Origin of the sequence: Jeotgalicoccus sp. WY2 (genome assembly GCF_018437745.1) — a bacterium.
Classification (GTDB): domain Bacteria; phylum Bacillota; class Bacilli; order Staphylococcales; family Salinicoccaceae; genus Jeotgalicoccus; species Jeotgalicoccus psychrophilus.
The window spans coordinates 127,176-148,735 of sequence record NZ_CP049818.1; the positions used below are offsets into that span (position 1 = coordinate 127,176).

The window sequence follows — 21,560 nt, forward strand, 5'->3', positions numbered from 1 at the left end:
ATGGCTGATTTATCGTTAAAAATACCGGCGTCGAGTGCAAACCTCGGACTCGGATTTGACTCAATCGGTGTCGCTGTTAATAAATTTCTGTATATCGAAGCAAATATTTCAGACGAATTTAAAGTATCATTTAAAGACTTCTCATTATCAGTGCTGCCGTCAGATGAGACAAACTTAGTCTTTACAACTGCACAAAATATTGCAAAAAAATACGGCAGGGAACTGCCGGCGCTGCATATTGAAATGCAGAGTGAGATTCCTTTATCGCACGGCCTCGGGTCGTCATCCAGTGCCATCGTTGCGGGCATTGAAATCGCCGACCACTTTTTAGAACTAAATTTATCCGAGTACGATAAAGTGCTTATCGGCTGTGAAATCGAAGGCCATCCTGATAACATCGGCCCGTGTATTACAGGCGGGGCATTCGTCGGCTATTACCAGCAGGGCGAGTTGTTTTACTATCATCTAAATCTGGATAATCTCGGCTTAATTGTCAGCGTCCCTGAATATGAAATTAATACAGAAGACGCGAGAGATGTGCTGCCGAATGCTTATACGAGAAATGAAGCAGTCGCGCAAAATGCACTTGCGAACGTGATGATTCTGGCACTGCATAATAAAGATTACAAACTGATGGGCGAGCTGATGATGAAAGACAGCTTCCATGAGCCATACCGCCAGCCGTTGATTAAAGAATTCGATGACATTAAAGCTGCGGCACTCGGTTCAGGGGCACTCGCCACAGTAATCAGCGGGGCAGGACCGACGGTGCTGACGCTGGCTGAAGAAGATGCGCTTAATGCAGTACTTAAAAATTTGCAGTCTGTCGAAGATGTTCATCATGAAATTGTGAGTGTGTATACGAAGTCGGGCGTTTAACAAACAGTTAAAAGGGAAAACTGGTATTAGCTAACTTAATTATAAAAAAGGACTGATACCATGGCGTGGAATATGCAGGACTATCCCGATTCACTGAAGAACTTTGATGCTTTACAGCGCAAAAAGATTATCGATATTGCGAACGCACTTTTAGACAGCGGCTACAGTGAAGACCGCGCAATTCCGATTGCAACGTCTGAAGGCAAAGACTGGTACGAAAACGCATCGGAAATAGAACTGAAAGAATTTGACGAAGAGCCAAATCCATCGAAAAATGATTCTCACGATACTGACAGCGCCAATCCGGATCTGCTGGATGAAGACGTTGTAGTATCATACGATGATGAAGCGGGAGAATGGACAGTAAAATCTGTTAAGGCAGAGCGCGCAGCCGGAACTTATAAATATAAGACCGAAGCTGTGGAGCGCGCTCGTGAGATTGCTGTTAACAAAGAATCGAACGTCGTGACGTATACGAAAGACGGCAAAAAAGAATAAATTTAATTGTGGAAGGGCTGATAATCAGCCCTTTTTTGTATGTATATTTGTATAACAGATGTGGAATCACAACGGGGAAATGCCGTTGTTAATCGGAAGCCTTGGAATCACAACGGGGAAACGCCGTTGTTAACCGGAAGCCTTGGAATCACAACGGGGAAACGCCGTTGTTAACCGGAAGCCTTGGAATCACAACGGTGAAACGCCGTTGTTAACCGGAAGCCCTGGAATCACAACGGGGAAACGCCGTTGTTAACCGGAGGCTTTATTTACAGCAAAAAAACAGCACAATTACCTTCAAAAGGCAATCCTGCTGTTTAAATTTTACTTTTCAATTTCTGCGTTATATTCCTTCACTGCTTCTTCGAATATGTCATATGATTTCAATAACTGATCGACATCATAAATATATGCTGCTGCGATAATTTCATCAACATTGAATTCTTGCTGGAAGTCTTTAAGCTGCTGCAGAGCATCTTCTTTCGTCCCGAAGAACTGCAGCGGGAATTGTGTGTTGATTGTGTGTTCTTCACGCGGTGACCAGATGCCGTCCATTGAGTCGACCGGGGGCTGAAGCAGCTGACGGGAACTTCTGAACATGCCGAGTATATTCTGGTAGTGTGTTGTTGCCAAATACTCAGCCTGAACATTAGTATCCGCTAAGATCACATTATTAGAAACCATTTTATACGGCTCAGACAGTTGTTTGCTCGGTTTAAAGTTGTTTTCATAAATTGTAAATGCATCTTTCATCTGTGCCGGTGCAAAGTGTGCCGCGAATGCATAAGGCAGACCGAGGCTCGCTGCGATATGTGCAGAATCCGTAGATGAACCGAGTACATAAATTGGAATGTTTGTATTCTTGCCGGGATAGGCAACAAGGGATGTGCCTGAGTTCGATAAATATCTCTGCAGCTCTTCAATTTCATCTTTAAATGAAAATACACCATCATGATTGTTACGGCGGATGGCATTTGCTGTCAGCATATCCGTTCCTGGTGCACGTCCAAGACCTAAATCCAGACGGTCGCCGAATATGGCGTGCAGCGTACCGAATTCTTCAGCTACAATATATGGTGAATGGTTTGGCAGCATGACCCCGCCGCTCCCGACGCGGAGATGTTCAGTGTTCTGAAGAATATGCTGAATCAGCTGGCGCGTTGCACTCGATGCGACGGATATCATATTGTGGTGTTCAGATATCCAGTAGCGCTGGTAACTTGAGCCGTCTACATTTTGCGAGCTTTATCATATCTTCAAATGCACCTGTTGCATTTGAGCCTTCGCGGACAGGTACTAAATTAAGTACTGAAATATTTATTTTCTTTGTCATCTTGAGACCTCCAACTAAATTATCTATCATATAGTATTCTCTTATAACCAAACAGAAAAGTATAAATATCTGCTTGAACGTGGTAAAATCTATAAGAATTAAATGTAGATGATGGGTAGGGATAACATGTCAATTTATGTGGATTATGCAGCCACGACTCCTATAGATAAAGAAATTTTAAAAAGTATGCTCGATAACGCGGATAAATTCGGCAATCCGTCAAGCATTCACCGTATCGGCAAAGAAGCCAAGGCGTTTTACGAAACGTCGCGTAAAAATGTTGCACAAGAGCTTGGTGCCAAGCCAGATGAAATAGTATTCACAGGCAGTGCTACTGAAGCGAATAATATGGTCATCCGCGGTATTACAAGTTACTATGATAATCCGCATATTATTACGACAGCAGTTGAACATGCTTCTGTAAAAGAAACATACGCTGATGTGGAAAAGACTGCTGATGTGACTTATTTAAGCGTCGATGAAAATGGTCGAATTAATATCGATGAGCTGAGAAACGCACTGACAGAACAAACAAAACTTGTGTCGATTATTATGGTAAATAATGAAACAGGCACAATTCAGCCGATGGCAGAAATCAGTGAAGCGGTAAAAGACAGCAATGCATTGCTGCACGTTGATGCAGTACAGGCATTTAAACAGCTGCCGGTAAATGTAAACACTCTGGACTGCGATTTTCTTACATTGAGCGGTCATAAGCTGCATGCACCAAAAGGCATCGGTGTTTTGTTCATAAAACGCAATACCCATCTGAACAGAATAATTACAGGCGGCTCGCAGGAGCGTGAACGGCGTGCAGGTACAGAAAATACATTATATGCACATGCGATGAGTTTAGCGATGCACAAAGCCAAAACGAGCCGTGAAGAAACTTCAGCTGTTCTTCAAGCATTAAAAGAAACATTGCTTACAGAGCTTAAACAGCAGGATGTGCCGTTTAAAATAAACGGCAGTGCCCGGACACAGACGCATCATATCGTTAATTTATATTTCCCCTGGAGCACATCCGAGTATCTGTTAACAGCGATGGATATGGCAGGAATATATGCTTCCGGCGGTTCAGCATGCAACGCCGGTACAGTACAGCCGTCTCATGTTATTGAAGCAATGTACGATGAAGACCGTGCGAGAAGTTCGATACGTTTCAGTTTCGGAGAACAATTAGCTGAGAAAGATATGAAATATATAGCAGCAAAACTAAAAGATATTTATACGGGTCTCGACTCGAATGGATTTATATAATTTTAAAGGATAAGAAAGGAAGTATTTTAAATAATAAAGACACGACTGTTTGTTGGTGGAATGAGCGGGGCGTCGATTCTTCAGTGACGGCTAAATTACTGCTCGAACAGGGTTACAATGTCGTCGGAATATTTATGAAAAACTGGGATGACACGGATGAATTTGGAGTATGTACAGCAACGGATGATTACGAAGATGTGAGACTCGTTGCGGAAGAAATCGGTATTCCTTATTCTGTAAACTTTGAAAAAGAATATCACGACCGTGTATTCCAGTATTTTCTTGATGAATATAAAAAGGCCGCCGCACACCGAACCCGGATGTAATGTGTAACAAAGAAATTAATTTAAAGCATTTTTAGATCACGCAATGAAACTCGGCGCAGACTATGTCGCAACGGGTCACTATGCGCGTGTGACACACGACGAAAATGGCGTACAGATGCTGCGCGGTGTGGATAACAACAAGGACCAGACATATTTCTTAAATCAGCTGACAACAGAACAGCTGTCGAAAGTAATGTTCCCGCTCGGCCACTTAGAAAAGCCTGAAGTCCGTAGACTGGCACATGAATACGATCTTGCAACGAAAGATAAAAAGACTCTACCGGTATTTGCTTTATCGGCGAAAGAGACTTTAAAGAGTTCTTAAGCAGCTATCTGCCTGCAAATCCAGGACGCATGATAAATATGGAAACCGGCGAAGACAAAGGTAAACACGACGGTTTAATGTACTACACAATTGGCCAGCGTCAAGGGCTTGGTATCGGCGGAGGACGGCGGACCGTATTTCGTAGCCGGCAAGAACCTTGAAACAATGAATTATACGTAGTACAGGGAGATCACCACGAAGCACTGCTGTCAACTAGTCTGATAGCAAGTGAAGTGAACTTTATAAATCCTGTTGCTGAAGCCTTCGAATGTACTGCTAAATTTAGATACCGTCAAAAAGATGTGCCTGTATCTGTTAAAGTCCTTGGAGACGATCTGATTGAAGTATCTTATGACAGTGCAAGCGCGGTGACTCCGGGTCAGGCTGTTGTGTTATACGACGGTGAGACAGTAATCGGCGGCGCAACAATCGATAAAGTATTCCGTAACGAAGAAGCTCTGGAGTACCTTGCGTAATGTTTGATTATCAGAAGCATATTGAAGCAGGGGAACATGAAAAGGCACTGGAAATTATTTTTAAAACAATTGATGAGAATCCGAAAGATGAAACACACTATATTAATGGTGCAGTGGTGCTGAGTCAGATCGGTAAAATTGAGGAAGCGGAACGCTTTCTCCAGCAGGCCCTTGTACTGAAGCCTGAGAGTTTCAGTGCAGGCTACACGCTTGCCAATCTGTATTTAACGCAGAACGTTATAAAGAAGCACTGACGCTTTATTTAAATGTCTATGATAAACATTATGAAGACAGTGATTTAAACTTTATGATTGCACGTTCATACGTCAATACCGGCGATTTTTTAATGAGTATTCCTTTTTTTGATACTGCTCATAAAAACGAACCGGAAGATATGGATATCAGTTTCGAATACGGCTTGACACTGTGCCAGCTTGAACAGTACGAACCGGCGCAGAAGCTGTTAACATTAGTCACAGAGAAAACAAATCACGCAGATGCCGAATATAATCTCGGTCTCGCGACGTATATGAAAGATGACGACATCGAAGCGGCCGAGAGGCACTTTAAGCGCGCAATTGATATTCAGGCTGACCATCACCTGGCACATCATGCATTGAAAAAATTTAAAGAGCTGGAGTAGATTATTATGACACCTGATGCACAGACATCTATATATGATGAACTTTATATTATCGGTGATGTGGACCGTGTAATCTTCATGAGTGAAGATACGCGCTTTCACGTGCTGCGTGTCAACGTGACGAAAACGAATACTCAATTTAAAGAGGATGCGATTGTCACCGGTCATTTTCACGATATCGAGGAAACCGAAAGCTATAAATTCACAGGCAAAGTAACGATGCACGCACGCTTTGGCGAGCAGTTCAGTGCTACTGAATTTAAAAAGGAAATACCGAATACCAGCCACGGGCTGGTCCAGTATTTCTCAAGCGATAAATTCCCCGGTATCGGGACAAAGACCGCAGAAAAAATAGTCGAAGCACTCGGGCTGGATGCATTGAGTAAGATTGCTAAAGACGACAATGCTCTAAATGAAGTAAGAGGATTAACAAAGACAAAAAAACTGCAGATTACAGAAACAGTCCGCAGTTCAAATGTAGCTGATGAAGCTTATTTAATCATGATTAAATTAAACATTGAGCCGTCAAAACGCTCAAAAATTATCGATACATATAAAGAAGACACATTAAACGTGCTGCAGAATCACCCGTATCAGCTCGTTAGTGATATTTTTGGAATCGGTTTTAAAAAAGCTGATCAGATTGCTATCAATGCAGGTATTGCACCAAGTGATCCGGAACGTCTCGTCGCCGGAGTGATGTATACGCTGAGCGATGAAATTACGAGCATTGGTCATACGTATATTATGCATGATGAGCTTGAGGAGAAAACGCTTGAACGTCTGAATACAGGCGATATGTATTTCAGAAGTGAAGACGTAGCAGTCGCTGTGGAGCAGCTCGCACTGAATAAAAAGCTGATTATTACCGAAAACCGGGTCACGCTGCCGAATATTTATTATTCAGAACACAAAGCAGCTGAGAAACTCAGTCATACTCTCCGTGATAATCATGATGAAATTGATTTGGATACTGCTAAAGATGTAGTAAAAGATATTGAAAAGACACTGTCGATTGATTACAACGATAATCAGCGGGCTGCAATTTTAAACGCCTTAACTGAAAAAGTATCGATTATTACCGGTGGTCCAGGGACTGGAAAGACGACGATTGTTAAAGGGATTATTACTTTATATCAGGAAATTTTTGAATATGAAGACTACGATTCTTACGAATCGAAAAATTACCCGATTAAACTCGTGGCGCCGACCGGCAGAGCATCGAAACGGATGGCAGATACATCCGGCATTGAAGCAAGTACGATTCACCGATTAATCGGCTGGGGCCAGGATACGGCTGTCGACGATATAATCGATAATGAAATTGAAGCCGAACTGATCATCGTCGATGAAATGTCGATGGTGGATACGTGGCTGTTTTATCAGTTTATGCAAAACGTTATGCCGCACACGAAACTCGTATTTGTCGGTGACAGTGCTCAGCTGCCGTCAGTCGGCCCTGGAACGGTGTTTAAAGATTTAATCGGTTCAGACACTATCAAAACAACAATTCTTGATACAGTATACCGTCAGGGTGAAGGGTCATCGATTGTTAAACTGGCTTATGATATCGACAAAGTACCGATGAATATCAGCGATAAATTTAAAGACAGACTGTTTATTCCTGCAGCTGCGAATCAGATTGCAGAGGTCGTCGATACAGTAGTATCAAAAGCCGTTAAAAAGGCTATGACATGCGGGATATTCAAGTGCTGGCGCCGATTTACAGAGGCCCGGCAGGAATTAACACATTAAATCAGCTGCTGCAGCGTATTTTAAATCCTGAAGCAGAAGACAAAAGTGAACTTGAATTTGGAGATAAAGTATACAGGACTGGCGACAAAGTTATTCAGCTGATTAACCGGACAGAAGATAATATCTTTAACGGAGACTCAGGCATTATCGACGGCATTTATTTTAAAGATAAAGATGACGTTGATAAAGATACACTTGTCGTCGACTACGACAATACTAAAATTGCATATGAACGCAGTGACTTAACAGAACTGTCGCACGCATACTGTACGAGTATTCATAAAGCAGGGGAGCGAGTATCCGATAGTGATTATGCCTATCGTGTCGAGCTATTACCATATGCTGATGAGAATATTATATATACGGGAATTACACGGCAAAAGAATCTTTAATTCTGTGCGGCGATGCCAATGCATTTTACGGGGCAATTAAACGTGAAGGTATTCCAAGGAATACGATGCTGCAGAAGTTCTTGCAGAAATACTGCAAAGTATACGAAAAAGAACCGTCAGAACTGCCTGAGTATTTAACCGAAGAAATGGTTGAAAACCTGACTGTCGATCCGATGATTGGCATGGAAAGTGTCACACCTTATGAATTTGTTTGACACTAATTGATTAAAAAATTATAATTGTAATTAATAAAAGCTGAAATTTTGAATGTGCGGTAATTAATTTTAGAGACATTGTGGCTGGTGAAAACAATGATAATCCGTATATGTGCTGTTTTTCAGTCAGTTTAAAACAAGCTAAAGTGATGACTTAGTCATAATTTGGGTGGTACCGCGGTAACAATCGTCCCTTTTCTTAAGGGGCGGTTTTTTTGTATTCTTTTATAAAATTACAGGAGTGATAACGATGAAAAAATTAACAGGCAATGAAGTACGTCAGATGTTTTTAGATTATTTTAAAGCACACGACCATATGGTTGAACCCAGTGCTCCGCTCGTTCCAATCGATGATGATTCACTTCTTTGGATTAACTCGGGTGTTGCTACACTGAAGAAATATTTTGACGGGCGTGTAGTACCAAAGAATCCGCGTATTGTTAATGCGCAAAAAGCAATCCGTACTAACGATATTGAAAATGTTGGTTTCACAGCACGGCACCATACGTTCTTTGAAATGCTCGGAAACTTTTCTATCGGCGACTACTTTAAAGAAGAGCAATCGTCCGGGCCTGGGAGTTCCTGACACACGCTGACTGGATTGGATTTGATCCGGATTTACTGTACGTCACAGTACACCCCGAAGATACAGATGCATTAAATATTTGGAAGAATGTCATCGGTCTGGATGAATCGCGCATTATCCGCATCGAAGGCAACTTCTGGGATATCGGTGAAGGACCATGCGGACCGAACAGTGAAATATTTTATGACCGCGGTGCGCATTATGACACAGTAACACCGCTCGCGGAAATGTATCCGGGCGGGGAAAACGAACGTTATCTTGAAATCTGGAATCTGGTATTCAGTGAGTTTAACCATAATAAAGACGGCAGCTACACACCATTACCGAAACAAAATATTGATACGGGAATGGGCCTTGAGCGTATAGTGAGTGTAATTCAGGATGCTCAAACAAACTTTGATACAGATTTATTCGTACCAATCATTAAAGAAGTAGAAAGAGTCAGCGGACAGAAATACGGTCAATCTGATGAACTCGACACTGCATTTAAAGTGATTTCCGACCATATCAGAACTGTGACATTTGCAGTTGCTGACGGCGCACTGCCCTCAAACGAAGGGCGCGGCTATGTACTCCGCAGATTACTCCGCCGTGCAGTAAGATTCAGTAAAGACCTTAAAATTGAAAAAGCATTTATGTATAACCTTGTAGATGTTGTCGGCGATGTGATGGGCGGATTTTATCCGAACGTGAAAGAAAAAGCATCATTTATTAAAGATGTTGTAAAAGGTGAAGAAGACCGTTTCCTTGCGACGCTTGATGACGGCATTAAAATTTACCAGAATCTTCGTGACCATGCACTGTCAGGCGATAAAGTAATTGCCGGTAAAGATGCATTCAAACTCTATGACACATATGGTTTCCCATTTGAACTGACGGTTGAATATGCAGCGCTTGACGGACTGACTGTCGATAAAGCGGCTTTCAATGAAGAAATGACCGCTCAGAAACAGCGTGCAAGACAGGCGCGTAAAGCAGGAGACTCAATGCAGGTACAGTCGGAAACATTCCGCGAAATTACAGAACCGAGCATATTTACAGGTTACGACAATAAACAGCAGAAAGCAGTCTGTTGTACATCGTTTCTAATGATAAAATCGTCACTGACTATAGAGGTGAAGAATCAGTAGAAGTAATCTTCGCTGAAACACCTTTCTACGCTGAAAGCGGCGGACAGATTGCTGATACAGGTACAATCTCAAATGCACACGGCAAAGCTGAAGTGGATTATGTTTATAAAGCGCCTAACGGACAAAACGTTCACGTTATCCGTGTTGTTGAAGGAACTTTAACAGCAAAAGAAACGTATAAGCTCGAAGTAAACAGCGAGAAACGCAATTTCGTCATGAAAAACCATACGGCAACTCACTTAATGCACCAGGCATTAAAAGATGTTATTGGTGAGCATGCAAATCAGGCGGGGTCACTCGTGCAGGCAGAGCGTCTTCGTTTCGACTTTTCGCACCTCGAATCGTTAAGCGAAGAACAGCTTGAAACAATTGAAAATATCGTTAATGAAAAAATATATGCAAGCTTAAATGTTTCAATAGAAGAAATGCCGATCGCACAAGCGAAAGAAAAAGGGGCTATGGCCTTGTTCGGCGAGAAGTACGGCGACGTAGTACGTGTCGTTGATATCGATCAATACTCTGTTGAGCTGTGCGGCGGTATTCACGTCAGAAACACTGCTGATATCGGCGTTTTTAAAATTGTTTCTGAGAGCGGAATCGGTGCTGGTATTAGACGCATCGAGGCTGTAACGAGCAAATATGCAATTGGAATTTACAAAGAGCATGAAACGACTGTTGAAAATATTGCGGCTACAGTTAAGTCGAAAGTCAGCAATGTTGAACATAAGGTTGCACAGCTGCTTGCTGAGAAAAAAGAACTGCAGGATGTTTACGATAAACTGAAAGCTGAACTTCAGCAGTCAAAACTGAATGATTTAAGCGATGCAACAGCACAAGTAAACGGTGTGACTGTCATTAGAAAAGAAGTTGAAGCTAAAGATGCTAAAGATCTCCGCGACCAGATGGACTTAATCAAATCGCAGAATCAGGATGCAATTGTAGCGCTTGCTGCAGTAACAGGCGATAAAGTATCACTCGTCGTTACTGTGCCGAAAGAATTAACAGGAAAAGTCCGTGCAGGGGATATCATGAAAGGTATGGCAAATATCGCCGGAGGCAAAGGCGGCGGAAGACCGGATATGGCCCAGGGCGGCGGAACAAATATCGAGAGTATAACAGCAGCATTACAGTTTGTTGACGAGTACATTAAAGATTTTCTTTAGCACAGTTGATGATATAATTAATAATAAATACAGAAGTAGGAATAGGAGTGCTTTTTGTGGACCAGTTCGATAAAACAATGAAGTTCAGTGTTGATGAACGTAAAGAAGAAAACGTAAAAGCAGTACTCACTAACGTTTATAACACATTGGAAGAACGCGGCTATAATCCTATTAATCAACTCGTCGGTTACCTTCAAAGCGGAGATCCAGCCTATATTCCGCGTCATAATGAAGCCCGCAATCAGATTCGCCACGTTGAACGTGATGAAATAATGGAAGTACTAGTTAAAAACTACGTTTCCAAAGAGATAAATGGTTAGAATTTTAGGGCTTGATTTAGGTACAAAAACAATCGGTGTAGCTTTAAGCGATGCACTGGGATGGACAGCTCAAGGACTTACAACGCTTAAAATCAATACACATGCCGGGGATTACGGCATAGATCAGGTAGTCGAGATTGCAAAGGCTAACGAAGTCGATACAATTGTAGTCGGACTCCCGAAAAACATGAATAACTCAATCGGCGAAAGCGGGGAGCGATCCCAGTATTTCGTCAAATTACTTGCGCTTGAACTCACAGATGTTAAAATAACTCTGTGGGACGAGCGGCTGAGCACAGTTGCAGCTGAAAGATCTCTGCTGGAAGCAGATTTATCACGCAAGAAAAGAAAAGCGGTTATCGACAAGATGGCAGCAGTATTTATATTACAAGGGTACTTAGATAACCCGCACAAAGGAGCATAATTATGAGCGAAGAAAACACTGAATTTAACAAAGAAGAAGAACTGCTTACACTATATGATGAGGACGGTTCAGAAGTACTTTACCGCAAAATGCTGGAATTTTATCACCCGGATTTCGATAAAAACTACGTTATTTTAGCTGAAGAAGGAAATTTCAGCGATGACGAAGAAGACATAGAACTCATTCCGATGATTAATGTACCTGACGAAAATGGAGACGGCGGTAAATTCCTGCCTGTTGAGACTGACGACGAATGGGACATGATCGAAGAAGTAGTCAACACTCAGATGGATGACTACGACGAGTAAAATTATTTAAGCTTCCAATAACTTATTGGAAGCTATTTTTTCAGATAGGAGAACAATATGAGCAAATACGACGATGTTAAATTTTCTAAAAATGTTTCATCGTACCTTACTCTGTTCATCGTCCTGGCATTACTTATTGTTATTATTATCGGTATTATATCCGCCTTTTTATACATACGCGGCGGATTACAGCCAGTGGATGAAGATTCGACAGAAACAGTCGAACTGTCAATTGATCAGGGATACTCTGCCGGAGATATCGGAGATATTCTTGAAGAACAGGGCATCGTTAAAAATGGTACGATGTTTGAATTATATTTGCGTTTAAACAGTATTTCGAGTTATCAGGCAGGGACTTACCAAATGTCACCTGCAATGGACTTCGAACAGATTGCAAGAACACTTGAATCCGGTACAATATATCAGGAAGTGATGCACCGTGTAACAGTCCCGGAAGGCTACACACTGCAGGAAATATCTGCACAGCTTGAAAGCAACCTGCCTGTTTCAGCGGATGATTTCATGACCCTGATGGAGGACGAAGAATTCATTCAGGAGCTGATTGGTGAATACCCTGATATGCTGACGGATGAAATTTTAGCTGAGGATATTAAATATCCGCTTGAAGGTTATTTATATCCTGCAACATATGATATTACGACTGAAGAGCCTGATTTAAAACAGCTGGTTAGAAATATGCTGGATGCAACACAGCAGAACAGCTATAGTCTCTACACATCAATTCCTGAATACACTATCGATTACGAAGGCGAGCCGGTAGACCTGACTTTCCATGAGTTCCTGACATTCTCATCTCTTATTGAAGAGGAAGCAACGTCACTCGCTGACAGATCGCGTATTGCAAGTGTATTTTTAAACCGTATGTCTGTGAATCCGGCAATGCCGCTGCAGACTGACCCGACAGTGCTGTATGCACTCGGCGAACATCAGGAAGTTGTCTTGTTTGAAGATCTGGAAGTTGAAGATCCGTATAACACTTATTTAAATGTCGGACTAACACCGGGGCCGATTGCATCACCTGGGCAGGAATCACTGCAAAGCACGATGAATCCGTCGGATACTAACTATTTCTATTTCCTTGCTGACAGTGAAGGTACGAATCACTTTGCAGAAACGTATGATGAGCATCTGGCAAACAGAGAAAATATATAGATAACCAGTAATCGGCTCTTTTCAAAAAGTGCTAAATATGGTACTATCTTTTGTAATGGACGAACAACTGATAACTTTTGTTATCAGTTGTATTTTTTGTATATGGTGATTAGATGGAACTTATAAACTATGTAAGAGATTTGAATACGAACGAAGAATTGTTCCCTGCTATTCACAGGTACGCTATTGATAACCACGTACCAATAATAGACAGCGATGCACTGAATGTTGTAAAACAGTACATCGCAATTAAAGGTGTCAAAAAGATTCTTGAAATCGGTACCGCTATAGGTTACAGTGCTCTGCATTTTGCGAGTGCGGCGGAAGGTGTTCATGTCACGACGATTGAAAAAGATGAAGCGAGCCATGATATTGCCAATCAGAATATTGAGGCGAGTGACTACAGTAATAATATTAAAACGATTTTAGCGGATGCCAAAGAAGCTGAACTTGGCAATGCTCAGTTTGATTTTCTTTTTATCGATGCTTCAAAAGGGAATAATCAGTTATTTTTTAATAAATATAAAGAATATTTAACTGAAGATGCTTTAGTTATTGTCGATAATATTTTTGTCCGCGGACTTATTGCCAATGACAATGTCGAAAATAAAAATAAGCGTAAACTGCGCGACAAAGTCAGAACGTTTAATCAGTCAATGAAAGACAGCGAGTATACGACTTCATTTTTAAATGTCGGCGACGGCTTGCTCGTAATTTACTAAGGGTGTGTAACAGAATGGAGAAACCGACAATTATCGGTATAGCCGGAGGTTCCGGTTCAGGTAAGACATCAGTGACGAGAAAGATTATGGAATCACTGAAAGGCCACAGTATGTTTTAATCGAACAGGATTATTATTATAAGGATCAAAGTGATAAGACGATGGAAGAACGTCTCCAGACGAATTACGACCATCCATTCGCTTTTGATAACGATTTACTGATTGAACATATTAAGCAATTGATAAATCGTGACACGATAGATATTCCCACGTACGATTATGCAAATCATACAAGAAGCAGTGAAACAATCACTGTGGAGCCGAAAGAAGTTATTATTATCGAAGGTATTTTCGCCCTTGAAAATGACGAACTGAGAAATCTTATGGACGTAAAATTATATGTCGATACAGATTCTGACATTCGTATTTTACGCCGCTTAAGCAGAGATATTAAAGAACGCGGACGTTCGATGGATTCAGTTATTGAACAGTATTTATCAGTGGTGCGCCCAATGCATCTGCAGTTTATCGAGCCGACAAAGCGCTTCAGTGATATAATAATTCCGGAAGGCGGCGAAAATATGGTTGCGATAGATATTATTACAACCAAGATACGCACGCTGGTAAACGAATAAATTATTAAGAAGTAATTTAAATAACGGAGGATTTACGATGGAAAATAAAGAATACCCAATGACACAAGCTGGTTATGATCAGCTTCACGTAGATTTAGAAGAATACAAAACAGTTAGAAGACCTGATGTAGTAGAAAAAATTAAAGTTGCACGCAGTTTCGGAGACCTTTCAGAGAACTCTGAGTACGATGCAGCGAAAGACGAGCAGGGCTTCGTTGAGAAAGAAATTACGAAAATTGAAGAAATGATCAGACACGCTGTAATTATCGAAGACACAGGGGATAACAAAACTGTAGCACTTGGTAAAACAGTAACATTCAAAGAAATTCCGGACGGCGATGAAGAATCTTACCAGATTGTCGGAAGCGCAGAAGCCGATCCATTTGAAGGGAAAATTTCAAATGAATCTCCGATGGCTAAGTCACTGCTTGGTTCTAAACTTAAAGACGAAGTTAAAGTTTCTTTACCGAACGGCAGCGATATGAAAGTTAAGATTGTTAAAATTGACTAATTACACAATTGGCATCATTGGAGCTATGGAGCCGGAAGTTGAACTGTTAAAAAATGCAATGCTCGTGGAAAAAGAAGAAGGAATCGCACACACAACAGCATATAAAGGTACTTTAAACGGACAGAACATTGTACTCGTTCAATCCGGTATCGGTAAAGTGAATGCAAGTATTATTACAGCACTTCTTCTTGAGCGTTACGATATCGATTACGTGATTAACACCGGCGTTGCGGGGGCGATGGGTGAAAACCTTAAGGTAACTGATATGGTGGTGTCGACTGAAGTGCTGCATCACGATGTCGATGCAACTAACTTCGGCTACAGCTACGGCCAGGTGCCTGGTATGCCGGCAGTATATACAAGTGACGACATGCTTGTCAGACAATCACTTGCAGCGCTGTCCTTAAACGATGAAGTTAACGGCAGCAGCGGTCTCGTTGTGAGCGGTGATTCATTTATCGACAGCGATGCTAAAAAAGCATATTCTAGGGAACTTCCAGGATGCAATGTGTGTCGATATGGAGTCGGCGAGTATTGCACAGACATGCTGGCAATTTAACACGCCATTTGTCATTATCCGTTCAATGAGCGACTCGGCAAATGAATCAGCAGACATGAATTATGAAGAATTTTTAGCGAAAGCTTGTGTTCATTCGTCTGAAGTTGTAAAATCATTATTAAGAGTACTGTGATGTGGAGGTTACTATGTTATTTTTAATGATCCTTTCAATTGTAATAACGGTTGTCATCGGTTTCGTTGTATTTACGGAAACTGACACAGAAGATCCTGAAATAATCGAGTAAAGAAAACGCACCTTAATTTTAAGGTGCTTTTTTTGTGTTAATATGAATTTAATTTCCGAGGAGATTTTATGAAAATTATAGAAGATAAATTTATGCCAAGCCACTTTGGTTCATCGTTATGAAGACATTACGCCTGAATTTTTAAAAGCGCATAACATAAAAGCTGTTATGACCGATCTTGATAATACACTGGTTGCATTTGATGAGGCTGAGCCGATGACAATGTTTTAAAATGGATTAAAACATTGGAAGATTCAATATAAAACTGCTTATTCTGTCGAATGGCAATGACAGCAGAGTGGCAGGTTTGCAGAACCGCATGGTATTAAGTTATCTCTGCTGCAAAAAACCAATGCTCGGCAATTTCCACCGGGGCTTAAAATCTCGTACTAAAAAAAGCAAACACTGTTATGGTAGGCGATCAGCTGATGACGGACATCCTCGGCGCAAACCGCGTGAATATTAACAGTATTCTTGTCGTGCCTGTGAAGAGAAGGACGGCTGGGCGACCTACTTAAACCGCAGAATAGAACGTGTTATAATGAAGTACTTTAAAAGAAAAACATGATTACATGGGAGGATTAATTTGACTGATATAAAATGTGTCGGAGCGGAAGCATCTTGCAAACAGAAAACAAAACGAAGAAGGGTATATTCCAAGCCGGACTCGATAAAGAAGAGCCGATTTGTCAGCGCTGCTACCGTTTAAGACATTATAACGAAGTGCAGGAGTTAAACGTGGATTCAGGAGACTTTTTAACGATGCTGAATTCACTTTACGAAACAGACAGCCTGATTGTTAAAGTAATCGACGTATTCGATTTCGAAGGCAGTATTATTCCGTCGTTCAACCGTATTGTCGGAGATAAAAAAGTACTGGCTGTAATTAACAAAACAGACTTATTCCCTAAATCGACAAATGTCAGCCGCTTAGTGGAACGTGCTAAAAAAATGCTTAAAGATGCTGGTATTACAGCGAATGATACGATTGCAATCAGTGCATTAAAAGGCCGTAACCTGGATACTCTGATGAAGAAAATTAGCGAAATGGCAAATGGTAAAGATGTGTATATCGTCGGCACAACTAACGTCGGCAAATCGACTTTAATCAATAAGCTGCTTGAAGATAACACAGGCTTAAAAAATGTTATTACGACGAGCAATATACCTGGAACGACTCTCGGCATGATTGATATTCCTCTTGGAGATACTCAGACACTGTATGATACTCCGGGAATTGTCGTTGATTCTCAAATTGCACACTACGTAAAAATAAAAGATTTAAAATATGTTTCGCCTGATAAAGAAATCAAAGCGAAAACTTTCCAGCTGAAAAGTGAGCAGACGCTCTTTATCGGAAATCTTGCACGCGTGGATTATATTTCAGGGGAAGCAAACAGCTTTTCGGTATACTGCAACCACCATTTGAATGTTCACCGCACGAAAACTGTTAATGCTGGTGAATTTTATGATAAGCATTACAATGGTTTACTTGCACCGCCGGAAATTGAAGAAGCATATTTAAGCACAAGTTTTGATGTCCATGAATTTACGCTGGACGATGCAAGTGATATTTTAATCAGCGGACTGACTTTTGTGTCGGTTGCAAAACCGTCCGTCGTTACAGTTACTGTACCGAAAGGCGTTAATGTCACTGTACGTTCGACTATTTTTAAAGGAGTGCAGTAAAGATGAACTATGCAGTAATCGGCTATCCTGTTAAACACACACTGTCACCAGTCATTCATAATGCAAACTTTAAAGTGTTAAATATCTATGCTGATTACAAGGCGCTTGAAATAAAACCTGAGTCACTTGCTAATATTAAAACTTTGGTAAATGAACATAATTTATCAGGCTTCAATGTTACTGTGCCTCATAAAGAAAATATCATGAAGTATCTGGACTATATTGCACCCGCAGCAGAGAAAATTGGAGCAGTAAATACAGTCCATGTTAAAAATGGCAAGTATCACGGATACAATACTGATATTACCGGTTATATGAAAGCTTTAACGATGCGTTCGGACTAAAAAAACGACATGTTCTTATACTTGGTGCAGGCGGTGCTGCGAAAGCTGTGCACCGTGCACATGCGGATAACAATGATGAAGTGACAGTGATGGCGAGAAGAGCCGAAAGTTTTGACTCATTTAAGACAGCCGACTTTAACAGACTTTTAAATACGGAGTTTACCGGCGAATCATACGATGCGGTCATAAATGCAACACCGCTCGGACTCGGTGAAGATGTGTTTGAAATGATGCAGCTTGATACGTCGTTTATAACAGAAGATACTGCAGGCATGGATTTAATTTATAATCCGGCGGTAACACCATTTATGAACTATTTTAAAAATAATGCGAATGGGCTTGAGATGCTGATTAATCAGGCACTCGATGCATTTGAAATCTGGACTGCCAAAACAGGCAGCAATAAAGCGGTGCAGGATGCACTGCAACGATATATGGAGGAAATAAAATGACATTAACAGGTAAACAGAAACGCTATTTGCGTTCATTAGCACACCATGAAAAGCCGCTTTTTCAAGTAGGTAAGAATGGTGTTACAGAAAATTTTGTAGAACAGTTTGATGATGTTCTTGAAAAACGTGAATTGGTGAAAGTGTCTGTTTTGCAAAACTGCATGGAAGATAAAGATTCAATTGTTGAAAGACTTGTGGCAGGTACAGGATCTGAACTTGTACAAGTAATGGGCAGCACAATTGTACTTTACAGAGAATCAAAGGATAACAAAGAAATTAAACTGCCATGAAAATAGGTGTATTCGGCGGAACATTTGACCCGGTTCATAACGGTCATATTAATGCATTCGCGGAAACTTATATCGGCATGGAACTGGATAAGGTCATCGTTGTGCCGACCTTTATTTCACCGTTCAAAAAACAGACAGGTTCCAGTGACAGACATCGTTTAAATATGTTAAAACTCGCAGTAAAAGATTACGATTTCGCTGAGATAGACACATTTGAAATCGATCAGCATCAGGTAACGTATACTTTTGACACACTGAAGTATTTGCATGAAAAATATCCCGGCGATGAATTGTATTTTATTATCGGAACAGATCATTATAAATCATTCGATAAATGGGCGAATGCTGACAAATTACATGAACTTGCAAAATTTGTAGTATTGGACCGTAATGATGAATTATATAATGTTAAAGCTCCGTTTATTAAATTAAATACTAATATCGTTGAGGTTTCATCGACGCTTATAAGAGAGCGTTTAAAAACAAATACTGAAGTCAGGCACTTAATGCATGAGAATGTGTACGGATACATTAAGGAGCAGCGATTATATGAAACGTAAAAAAGCACTGAAAGTTGCAGCAGAAAAATTGCCGAAAAAAAGATTTAACCATTGTCAGCGCGTTGCTGAAACAGCTGTAAAAATGGCTGAAATATTTAACGCAGATGCAGAAAAATGTTTTTTAGCCGGTATTCTGCATGATTATTCGAAATACGATGAACTGAGTAAAATGTATCAGACGGTAACTGCAGAGAATCTCGATCCTGAGCTGCTCCAGTATAAAACTGAAGTCCTGCATGGTCCAATTGCAGCGGCTAAAATGAAGAATAAGTTTGACATTACAGATGAAGAGATTTTAAATGCAATTGCTTACCACACATCCGGCCGAAAACAGATGGGCATCATCGAAAAGATTATTTTCGTTGCAGACTACATCGAGCCTAAACGCACTCAGCCGGGTGTCGACGCTGTACGTGATATTGTGTTTAAAGAGCAGAATCTGGATTTAGCAATTTATACAATTACAAAAGCAAATGTGAAACATTTGCTGAATAAAGATCAGACGATTTACTATAAGACAATTGAATGTCTAAATTATTATAATATGGCCAGGGAGTGACAGGATGCAAAGTAAAGAAGTATTGGAATTAATGGTTGAGGCATGTGACGATAAGCGTGCTGCTGAAATTAAAGTATATGATGTAAAAGAAACGAGCCCGGTGACGGACTATTTTGTTATTGCCACGGTAATTCAGAACGTCAGGCACAAGCAATCAGTGACGAAGTCAGATCAGTAGCTCATAAAAATGGACTCGATATCAATATCGAAGGACAAAAACAGGGTAAATGGATTCTTTGTGATGTCGGCGACGTTATCGTTCATATATTCTTGAAAACAGAACGCGAATATTATAATTTAGAGCGTTTATTTAAAGATTCCGGTGATACTATTGGAGGCTAGCGAATACAAAACATTCGCCAAAGTATACGATATATTAAACTATGATATGCCGTATAATTTGTGGCTCGATATTATTAATGAAGTAAAAGCGGGTGCAGAGTCGATTTTAGACATTGGTGCAGGTACCGGTGAGATTTTAAAAGCACTTAGTGCAAAGAGAAAACTCGGCATTGATAACTCGCTGGAAATGGTGAAGATTGCCAAAGAAAATGATGCCTCGAGCGAATACAAAGTCAGTGATATGATGACTATGAAGCTGGATGAATCGTTTGATATGATTACAGCAACAGCTGACGTACTGAATTATGCACCTTCAAAGAAAGATTTTACTACTGTGCTTGAAAATGTTTATGCTCATTTAAATGAGGGCGGCGTGTTTATTTTTGATGTGCATACAGAACATAAAATGCAGAATGATTTTAATTTTGAGTTATTCGGACAGTACAGACGATGTTTTTACACATGGCAGACAGTTCCGGGTGAAGAAGCGCTCAGCGTTTGGCATGAATTGACATTTTTCATTAGAAATCATGAAAATTTATATGAAAAGTACGAAGAAACTCACTATCAGCAGACATATAAACACAGTGAAATTTTAAAAATAGTGAATGATGCAGGTTTTATTATCGATAAAACATTCAGTGACTTTGATACCACTAATGTTATTACTGAAGTAGCTGAAAGAAACTTTTACATTTTAAAGAAATGATTTTTGCATTTATGCAGGTTTATAAATTAACTTGTACGAAAAAAAAATAAATCGCCGTTTTTCCCTATATATAGTATGAGAGGTATTTTATATGGAGGGGAAAACGATGGATATTAAATCTTTTTTTGAACAGTATAAGTTTTATGTAATTGGAGGCATTGCTGCTGTTATTATTCTTGTGTACTTTTTAATCACGAGTATACAGGAGCCTGTAGAGTCACTGGCATTTGACAGCGGATCTGCGGAACCTGAAGTCGAAGAGCCTGTTGAGGTGTCAGTTCCTGCTGCCACTGTATTCGTTGAAGTAAAAGGTGCAGTCAGCACTCCGGGAGTATATGAACTGCCGTCAGACGCGAGAGTTAAAAATGTACTCGATATTGCAGTGCTGTCTGATAAAGCGGATTTAATGACGGTGAACCAATCCGCAAAATTACTGATGAAATGGTTATTTATATTCCTTATGAAGGCGAAATTGATGAGACTGCTGTACTGGATTTGGTTGAAGGCGGAACAGGGACATCTGATGCTTCCGATCAACTGGTTAATATAAATACGGCAGGCATAGACGAATTGACGACTCTAAACGGTATCGGCGAGAAAAAAGCGCAGGCAATTTTAACTTACCGCGAAGAACAGGGCTTATTCGCCACACTTGAAGATTTAAAAAATATACCCGGCATTGGTGACAAAACATTTGAAAATCTGAAGCCGTATATCACTATAAACTGAGGTGACTTT

The 21,560-nt window shown here is 40.6% G+C and carries 24 protein-coding genes and 6 pseudogenes; 29 read left to right on the plus strand and 1 reads right to left on the minus strand.

The features are described 5' to 3' along the window. Positions 1-879: a homoserine kinase gene (gene thrB, locus G4D76_RS00670; protein WP_213810267.1), complete on the plus strand. Its 879-nt coding sequence runs from the start codon at positions 1-3 to the stop codon at positions 877-879. A gap of 60 nt (positions 880-939) precedes the next feature. After that, complete coding sequence (locus tag G4D76_RS00675) at positions 940-1,377, plus strand: DUF2188 domain-containing protein (protein WP_213810268.1); 438 nt, start codon at positions 940-942, stop codon at positions 1,375-1,377. Between the two features lie 324 nt (positions 1,378-1,701). Here G4D76_RS00675 and G4D76_RS00680 read toward each other — a convergent pair. Continuing rightward, positions 1,702-2,710, minus strand: a pseudogene (locus tag G4D76_RS00680) (LLM class flavin-dependent oxidoreductase). Between the two features lie 126 nt (positions 2,711-2,836). Here G4D76_RS00680 and G4D76_RS00685 point away from each other — a divergent pair. From G4D76_RS00685 to G4D76_RS16455, 27 genes and pseudogenes are all read left to right on the plus strand, one after another. Further along, positions 2,837-3,970 carry a cysteine desulfurase family protein gene (locus G4D76_RS00685; protein ID WP_213810269.1) on the plus strand — a complete coding sequence of 378 codons (1,134 nt, stop codon included), beginning with the start codon at positions 2,837-2,839 and terminating at the stop codon, positions 3,968-3,970. Between the two features lie 23 nt (positions 3,971-3,993). Further along, a pseudogene (gene mnmA, locus G4D76_RS00690) lies at positions 3,994-5,097 on the plus strand (tRNA 2-thiouridine(34) synthase MnmA). Then, entirely contained in the window at positions 5,097-5,351 is a 255-nt protein-coding gene (locus G4D76_RS14025; RefSeq protein ID WP_250130059.1) for a hypothetical protein, read from the plus strand. The pseudogene mnmA and the gene G4D76_RS14025 overlap by 1 nt, the downstream one beginning before the upstream one ends. Positions 5,352-5,443: 92 nt before the next feature. Continuing rightward, positions 5,444-5,740, plus strand: coding sequence for a tetratricopeptide repeat protein (locus tag G4D76_RS14030; RefSeq protein WP_250130060.1), 297 nt, complete (start codon positions 5,444-5,446; stop codon positions 5,738-5,740). 6 nt (positions 5,741-5,746) lie between these two features. Continuing rightward, a complete protein-coding gene (locus tag G4D76_RS00700) occupies positions 5,747-7,495 on the plus strand; it encodes an SF1B family DNA helicase RecD2 (protein ID WP_250130061.1) in 1,749 nt (582 codons plus the stop codon). Next, positions 7,450-7,887: a hypothetical protein gene (locus G4D76_RS14035; protein ID WP_250130062.1), complete on the plus strand. Its 438-nt coding sequence runs from the start codon at positions 7,450-7,452 to the stop codon at positions 7,885-7,887. Before G4D76_RS00700 ends, G4D76_RS14035 begins: the two co-directional genes overlap by 46 nt. A 65-nt stretch (positions 7,888-7,952) precedes the next feature. Then, on the plus strand, positions 7,953-8,102 hold the full coding sequence (locus tag G4D76_RS14040; RefSeq protein WP_250130063.1) for a hypothetical protein: 150 nt from the start codon (positions 7,953-7,955) through the stop codon (positions 8,100-8,102). 250 nt (positions 8,103-8,352) lie between these two features. Further along, positions 8,353-10,981 (plus strand): annotated as a pseudogene (gene alaS, locus G4D76_RS00705) (alanine--tRNA ligase). Positions 10,982-11,037: 56 nt separating this feature from the next. Further along, positions 11,038-11,301: an IreB family regulatory phosphoprotein gene (locus G4D76_RS00710; protein WP_213810270.1), complete on the plus strand. Its 264-nt coding sequence runs from the start codon at positions 11,038-11,040 to the stop codon at positions 11,299-11,301. Continuing rightward, the gene (ruvX, locus tag G4D76_RS00715) at positions 11,294-11,725 is read left to right on the plus strand and encodes a Holliday junction resolvase RuvX (protein WP_026858214.1); all 432 of its coding nucleotides are present in this window, start codon (positions 11,294-11,296) and stop codon (positions 11,723-11,725) included. Before G4D76_RS00710 ends, ruvX begins: the two co-directional genes overlap by 8 nt. Before the next feature lie 2 nt (positions 11,726-11,727). Then, complete coding sequence (locus G4D76_RS00720) at positions 11,728-12,033, plus strand: DUF1292 domain-containing protein (protein WP_026858213.1); 306 nt, start codon at positions 11,728-11,730, stop codon at positions 12,031-12,033. A 57-nt stretch (positions 12,034-12,090) separates the two neighbouring features. Further along, a complete protein-coding gene (gene mltG / locus G4D76_RS00725; protein ID WP_213810271.1) occupies positions 12,091-13,206 on the plus strand; it encodes an endolytic transglycosylase MltG in 1,116 nt (371 codons plus the stop codon). A gap of 113 nt (positions 13,207-13,319) precedes the next feature. Further along, the gene (locus tag G4D76_RS00730; RefSeq protein ID WP_213810272.1) at positions 13,320-13,928 is read left to right on the plus strand and encodes an O-methyltransferase; all 609 of its coding nucleotides are present in this window, start codon (positions 13,320-13,322) and stop codon (positions 13,926-13,928) included. A gap of 14 nt (positions 13,929-13,942) precedes the next feature. Beyond that, a pseudogene (udk, locus tag G4D76_RS00735) lies at positions 13,943-14,562 on the plus strand (uridine kinase). Between the two features lie 37 nt (positions 14,563-14,599). Next, on the plus strand, positions 14,600-15,073 hold the full coding sequence (gene greA / locus G4D76_RS00740) for a transcription elongation factor GreA (protein ID WP_026858209.1): 474 nt from the start codon (positions 14,600-14,602) through the stop codon (positions 15,071-15,073). A 25-nt stretch (positions 15,074-15,098) separates the two neighbouring features. Continuing rightward, positions 15,099-15,765, plus strand: a pseudogene (locus G4D76_RS00745) (5'-methylthioadenosine/adenosylhomocysteine nucleosidase). A 540-nt stretch (positions 15,766-16,305) separates the two neighbouring features. Beyond that, positions 16,306-16,395 (plus strand): hypothetical protein, encoded by a 90-nt coding sequence (locus tag G4D76_RS14045; RefSeq protein WP_250130260.1) that lies wholly within the window; start codon positions 16,306-16,308, stop codon positions 16,393-16,395. 103 nt (positions 16,396-16,498) lie between these two features. After that, the gene (gene yqeH / locus G4D76_RS00755; protein WP_250130064.1) at positions 16,499-17,566 is read left to right on the plus strand and encodes a ribosome biogenesis GTPase YqeH; all 1,068 of its coding nucleotides are present in this window, start codon (positions 16,499-16,501) and stop codon (positions 17,564-17,566) included. A gap of 2 nt (positions 17,567-17,568) precedes the next feature. Next, positions 17,569-17,910: a shikimate dehydrogenase family protein gene (locus tag G4D76_RS14050; RefSeq protein WP_250130065.1), complete on the plus strand. Its 342-nt coding sequence runs from the start codon at positions 17,569-17,571 to the stop codon at positions 17,908-17,910. A 47-nt stretch (positions 17,911-17,957) separates the two neighbouring features. Next, entirely contained in the window at positions 17,958-18,362 is a 405-nt protein-coding gene (locus G4D76_RS14055; RefSeq protein ID WP_250130066.1) for a hypothetical protein, read from the plus strand. Beyond that, positions 18,359-18,652, plus strand: coding sequence for a ribosome assembly RNA-binding protein YhbY (gene yhbY / locus G4D76_RS00765; RefSeq protein ID WP_026858204.1), 294 nt, complete (start codon positions 18,359-18,361; stop codon positions 18,650-18,652). Before G4D76_RS14055 ends, yhbY begins: the two co-directional genes overlap by 4 nt. Further along, positions 18,649-19,212, plus strand: coding sequence for a nicotinate (nicotinamide) nucleotide adenylyltransferase (nadD, locus tag G4D76_RS00770; protein WP_213810274.1), 564 nt, complete (start codon positions 18,649-18,651; stop codon positions 19,210-19,212). The genes yhbY and nadD overlap by 4 nt, the downstream gene beginning before the upstream one ends. Further along, on the plus strand, positions 19,202-19,771 hold the full coding sequence (gene yqeK, locus G4D76_RS00775; RefSeq protein WP_026858202.1) for a bis(5'-nucleosyl)-tetraphosphatase (symmetrical) YqeK: 570 nt from the start codon (positions 19,202-19,204) through the stop codon (positions 19,769-19,771). Before nadD ends, yqeK begins: the two co-directional genes overlap by 11 nt. Before the next feature lie 31 nt (positions 19,772-19,802). Beyond that, positions 19,803-20,113, plus strand: a pseudogene (gene rsfS, locus G4D76_RS00780) (ribosome silencing factor). Next, a complete protein-coding gene (locus G4D76_RS00785; protein WP_213810275.1) occupies positions 20,103-20,822 on the plus strand; it encodes a class I SAM-dependent DNA methyltransferase in 720 nt (239 codons plus the stop codon). Before rsfS ends, G4D76_RS00785 begins: the two are co-directional and overlap by 11 nt. A gap of 106 nt (positions 20,823-20,928) precedes the next feature. After that, a complete protein-coding gene (locus G4D76_RS00790) occupies positions 20,929-21,372 on the plus strand; it encodes a hypothetical protein (protein ID WP_250130067.1) in 444 nt (147 codons plus the stop codon). Continuing rightward, on the plus strand, positions 21,264-21,551 hold the full coding sequence (locus tag G4D76_RS16455; RefSeq protein WP_371814533.1) for a ComEA family DNA-binding protein: 288 nt from the start codon (positions 21,264-21,266) through the stop codon (positions 21,549-21,551). Before G4D76_RS00790 ends, G4D76_RS16455 begins: the two co-directional genes overlap by 109 nt. The last annotated feature ends 9 nt before the right edge of the window (positions 21,552-21,560 follow it).

Excerpts from the sequence above, each read along its gene's own strand:
- thrB (WP_213810267.1), top strand. The coding sequence starts at position 1 with ATGGCTGATTTATCGTTAAAAATACCGGCGTCGAGTGCAAACCTCGGA.
- G4D76_RS00675 (WP_213810268.1), top strand. The coding sequence starts at position 940 with ATGGCGTGGAATATGCAGGACTATCCCGATTCACTGAAGAACTTTGAT.
- G4D76_RS00685 (WP_213810269.1), top strand. The coding sequence starts at position 2,837 with ATGTCAATTTATGTGGATTATGCAGCCACGACTCCTATAGATAAAGAA.
- G4D76_RS14025 (WP_250130059.1), top strand. The coding sequence starts at position 5,097 with ATGTTTGATTATCAGAAGCATATTGAAGCAGGGGAACATGAAAAGGCA.
- G4D76_RS14030 (WP_250130060.1), top strand. The coding sequence starts at position 5,444 with ATGAGTATTCCTTTTTTTGATACTGCTCATAAAAACGAACCGGAAGAT.
- G4D76_RS00700 (WP_250130061.1), top strand. The coding sequence starts at position 5,747 with ATGACACCTGATGCACAGACATCTATATATGATGAACTTTATATTATC.
- G4D76_RS14040 (WP_250130063.1), top strand. The coding sequence starts at position 7,953 with ATGCTGCAGAAGTTCTTGCAGAAATACTGCAAAGTATACGAAAAAGAA.
- ruvX (WP_026858214.1), top strand. The coding sequence starts at position 11,294 with ATGGTTAGAATTTTAGGGCTTGATTTAGGTACAAAAACAATCGGTGTA.
- G4D76_RS00720 (WP_026858213.1), top strand. The coding sequence starts at position 11,728 with ATGAGCGAAGAAAACACTGAATTTAACAAAGAAGAAGAACTGCTTACA.
- mltG (WP_213810271.1), top strand. The coding sequence starts at position 12,091 with ATGAGCAAATACGACGATGTTAAATTTTCTAAAAATGTTTCATCGTAC.
- G4D76_RS00730 (WP_213810272.1), top strand. The coding sequence starts at position 13,320 with ATGGAACTTATAAACTATGTAAGAGATTTGAATACGAACGAAGAATTG.
- greA (WP_026858209.1), top strand. The coding sequence starts at position 14,600 with ATGGAAAATAAAGAATACCCAATGACACAAGCTGGTTATGATCAGCTT.
- G4D76_RS14045 (WP_250130260.1), top strand. The coding sequence starts at position 16,306 with ATGACGGACATCCTCGGCGCAAACCGCGTGAATATTAACAGTATTCTT.
- G4D76_RS14050 (WP_250130065.1), top strand. The coding sequence starts at position 17,569 with ATGAACTATGCAGTAATCGGCTATCCTGTTAAACACACACTGTCACCA.
- yhbY (WP_026858204.1), top strand. The coding sequence starts at position 18,359 with ATGACATTAACAGGTAAACAGAAACGCTATTTGCGTTCATTAGCACAC.
- nadD (WP_213810274.1), top strand. The coding sequence starts at position 18,649 with ATGAAAATAGGTGTATTCGGCGGAACATTTGACCCGGTTCATAACGGT.
- yqeK (WP_026858202.1), top strand. The coding sequence starts at position 19,202 with ATGAAACGTAAAAAAGCACTGAAAGTTGCAGCAGAAAAATTGCCGAAA.
- G4D76_RS00790 (WP_250130067.1), top strand. The coding sequence starts at position 20,929 with ATGGATATTAAATCTTTTTTTGAACAGTATAAGTTTTATGTAATTGGA.
- G4D76_RS16455 (WP_371814533.1), top strand. The coding sequence starts at position 21,264 with ATGGTTATTTATATTCCTTATGAAGGCGAAATTGATGAGACTGCTGTA.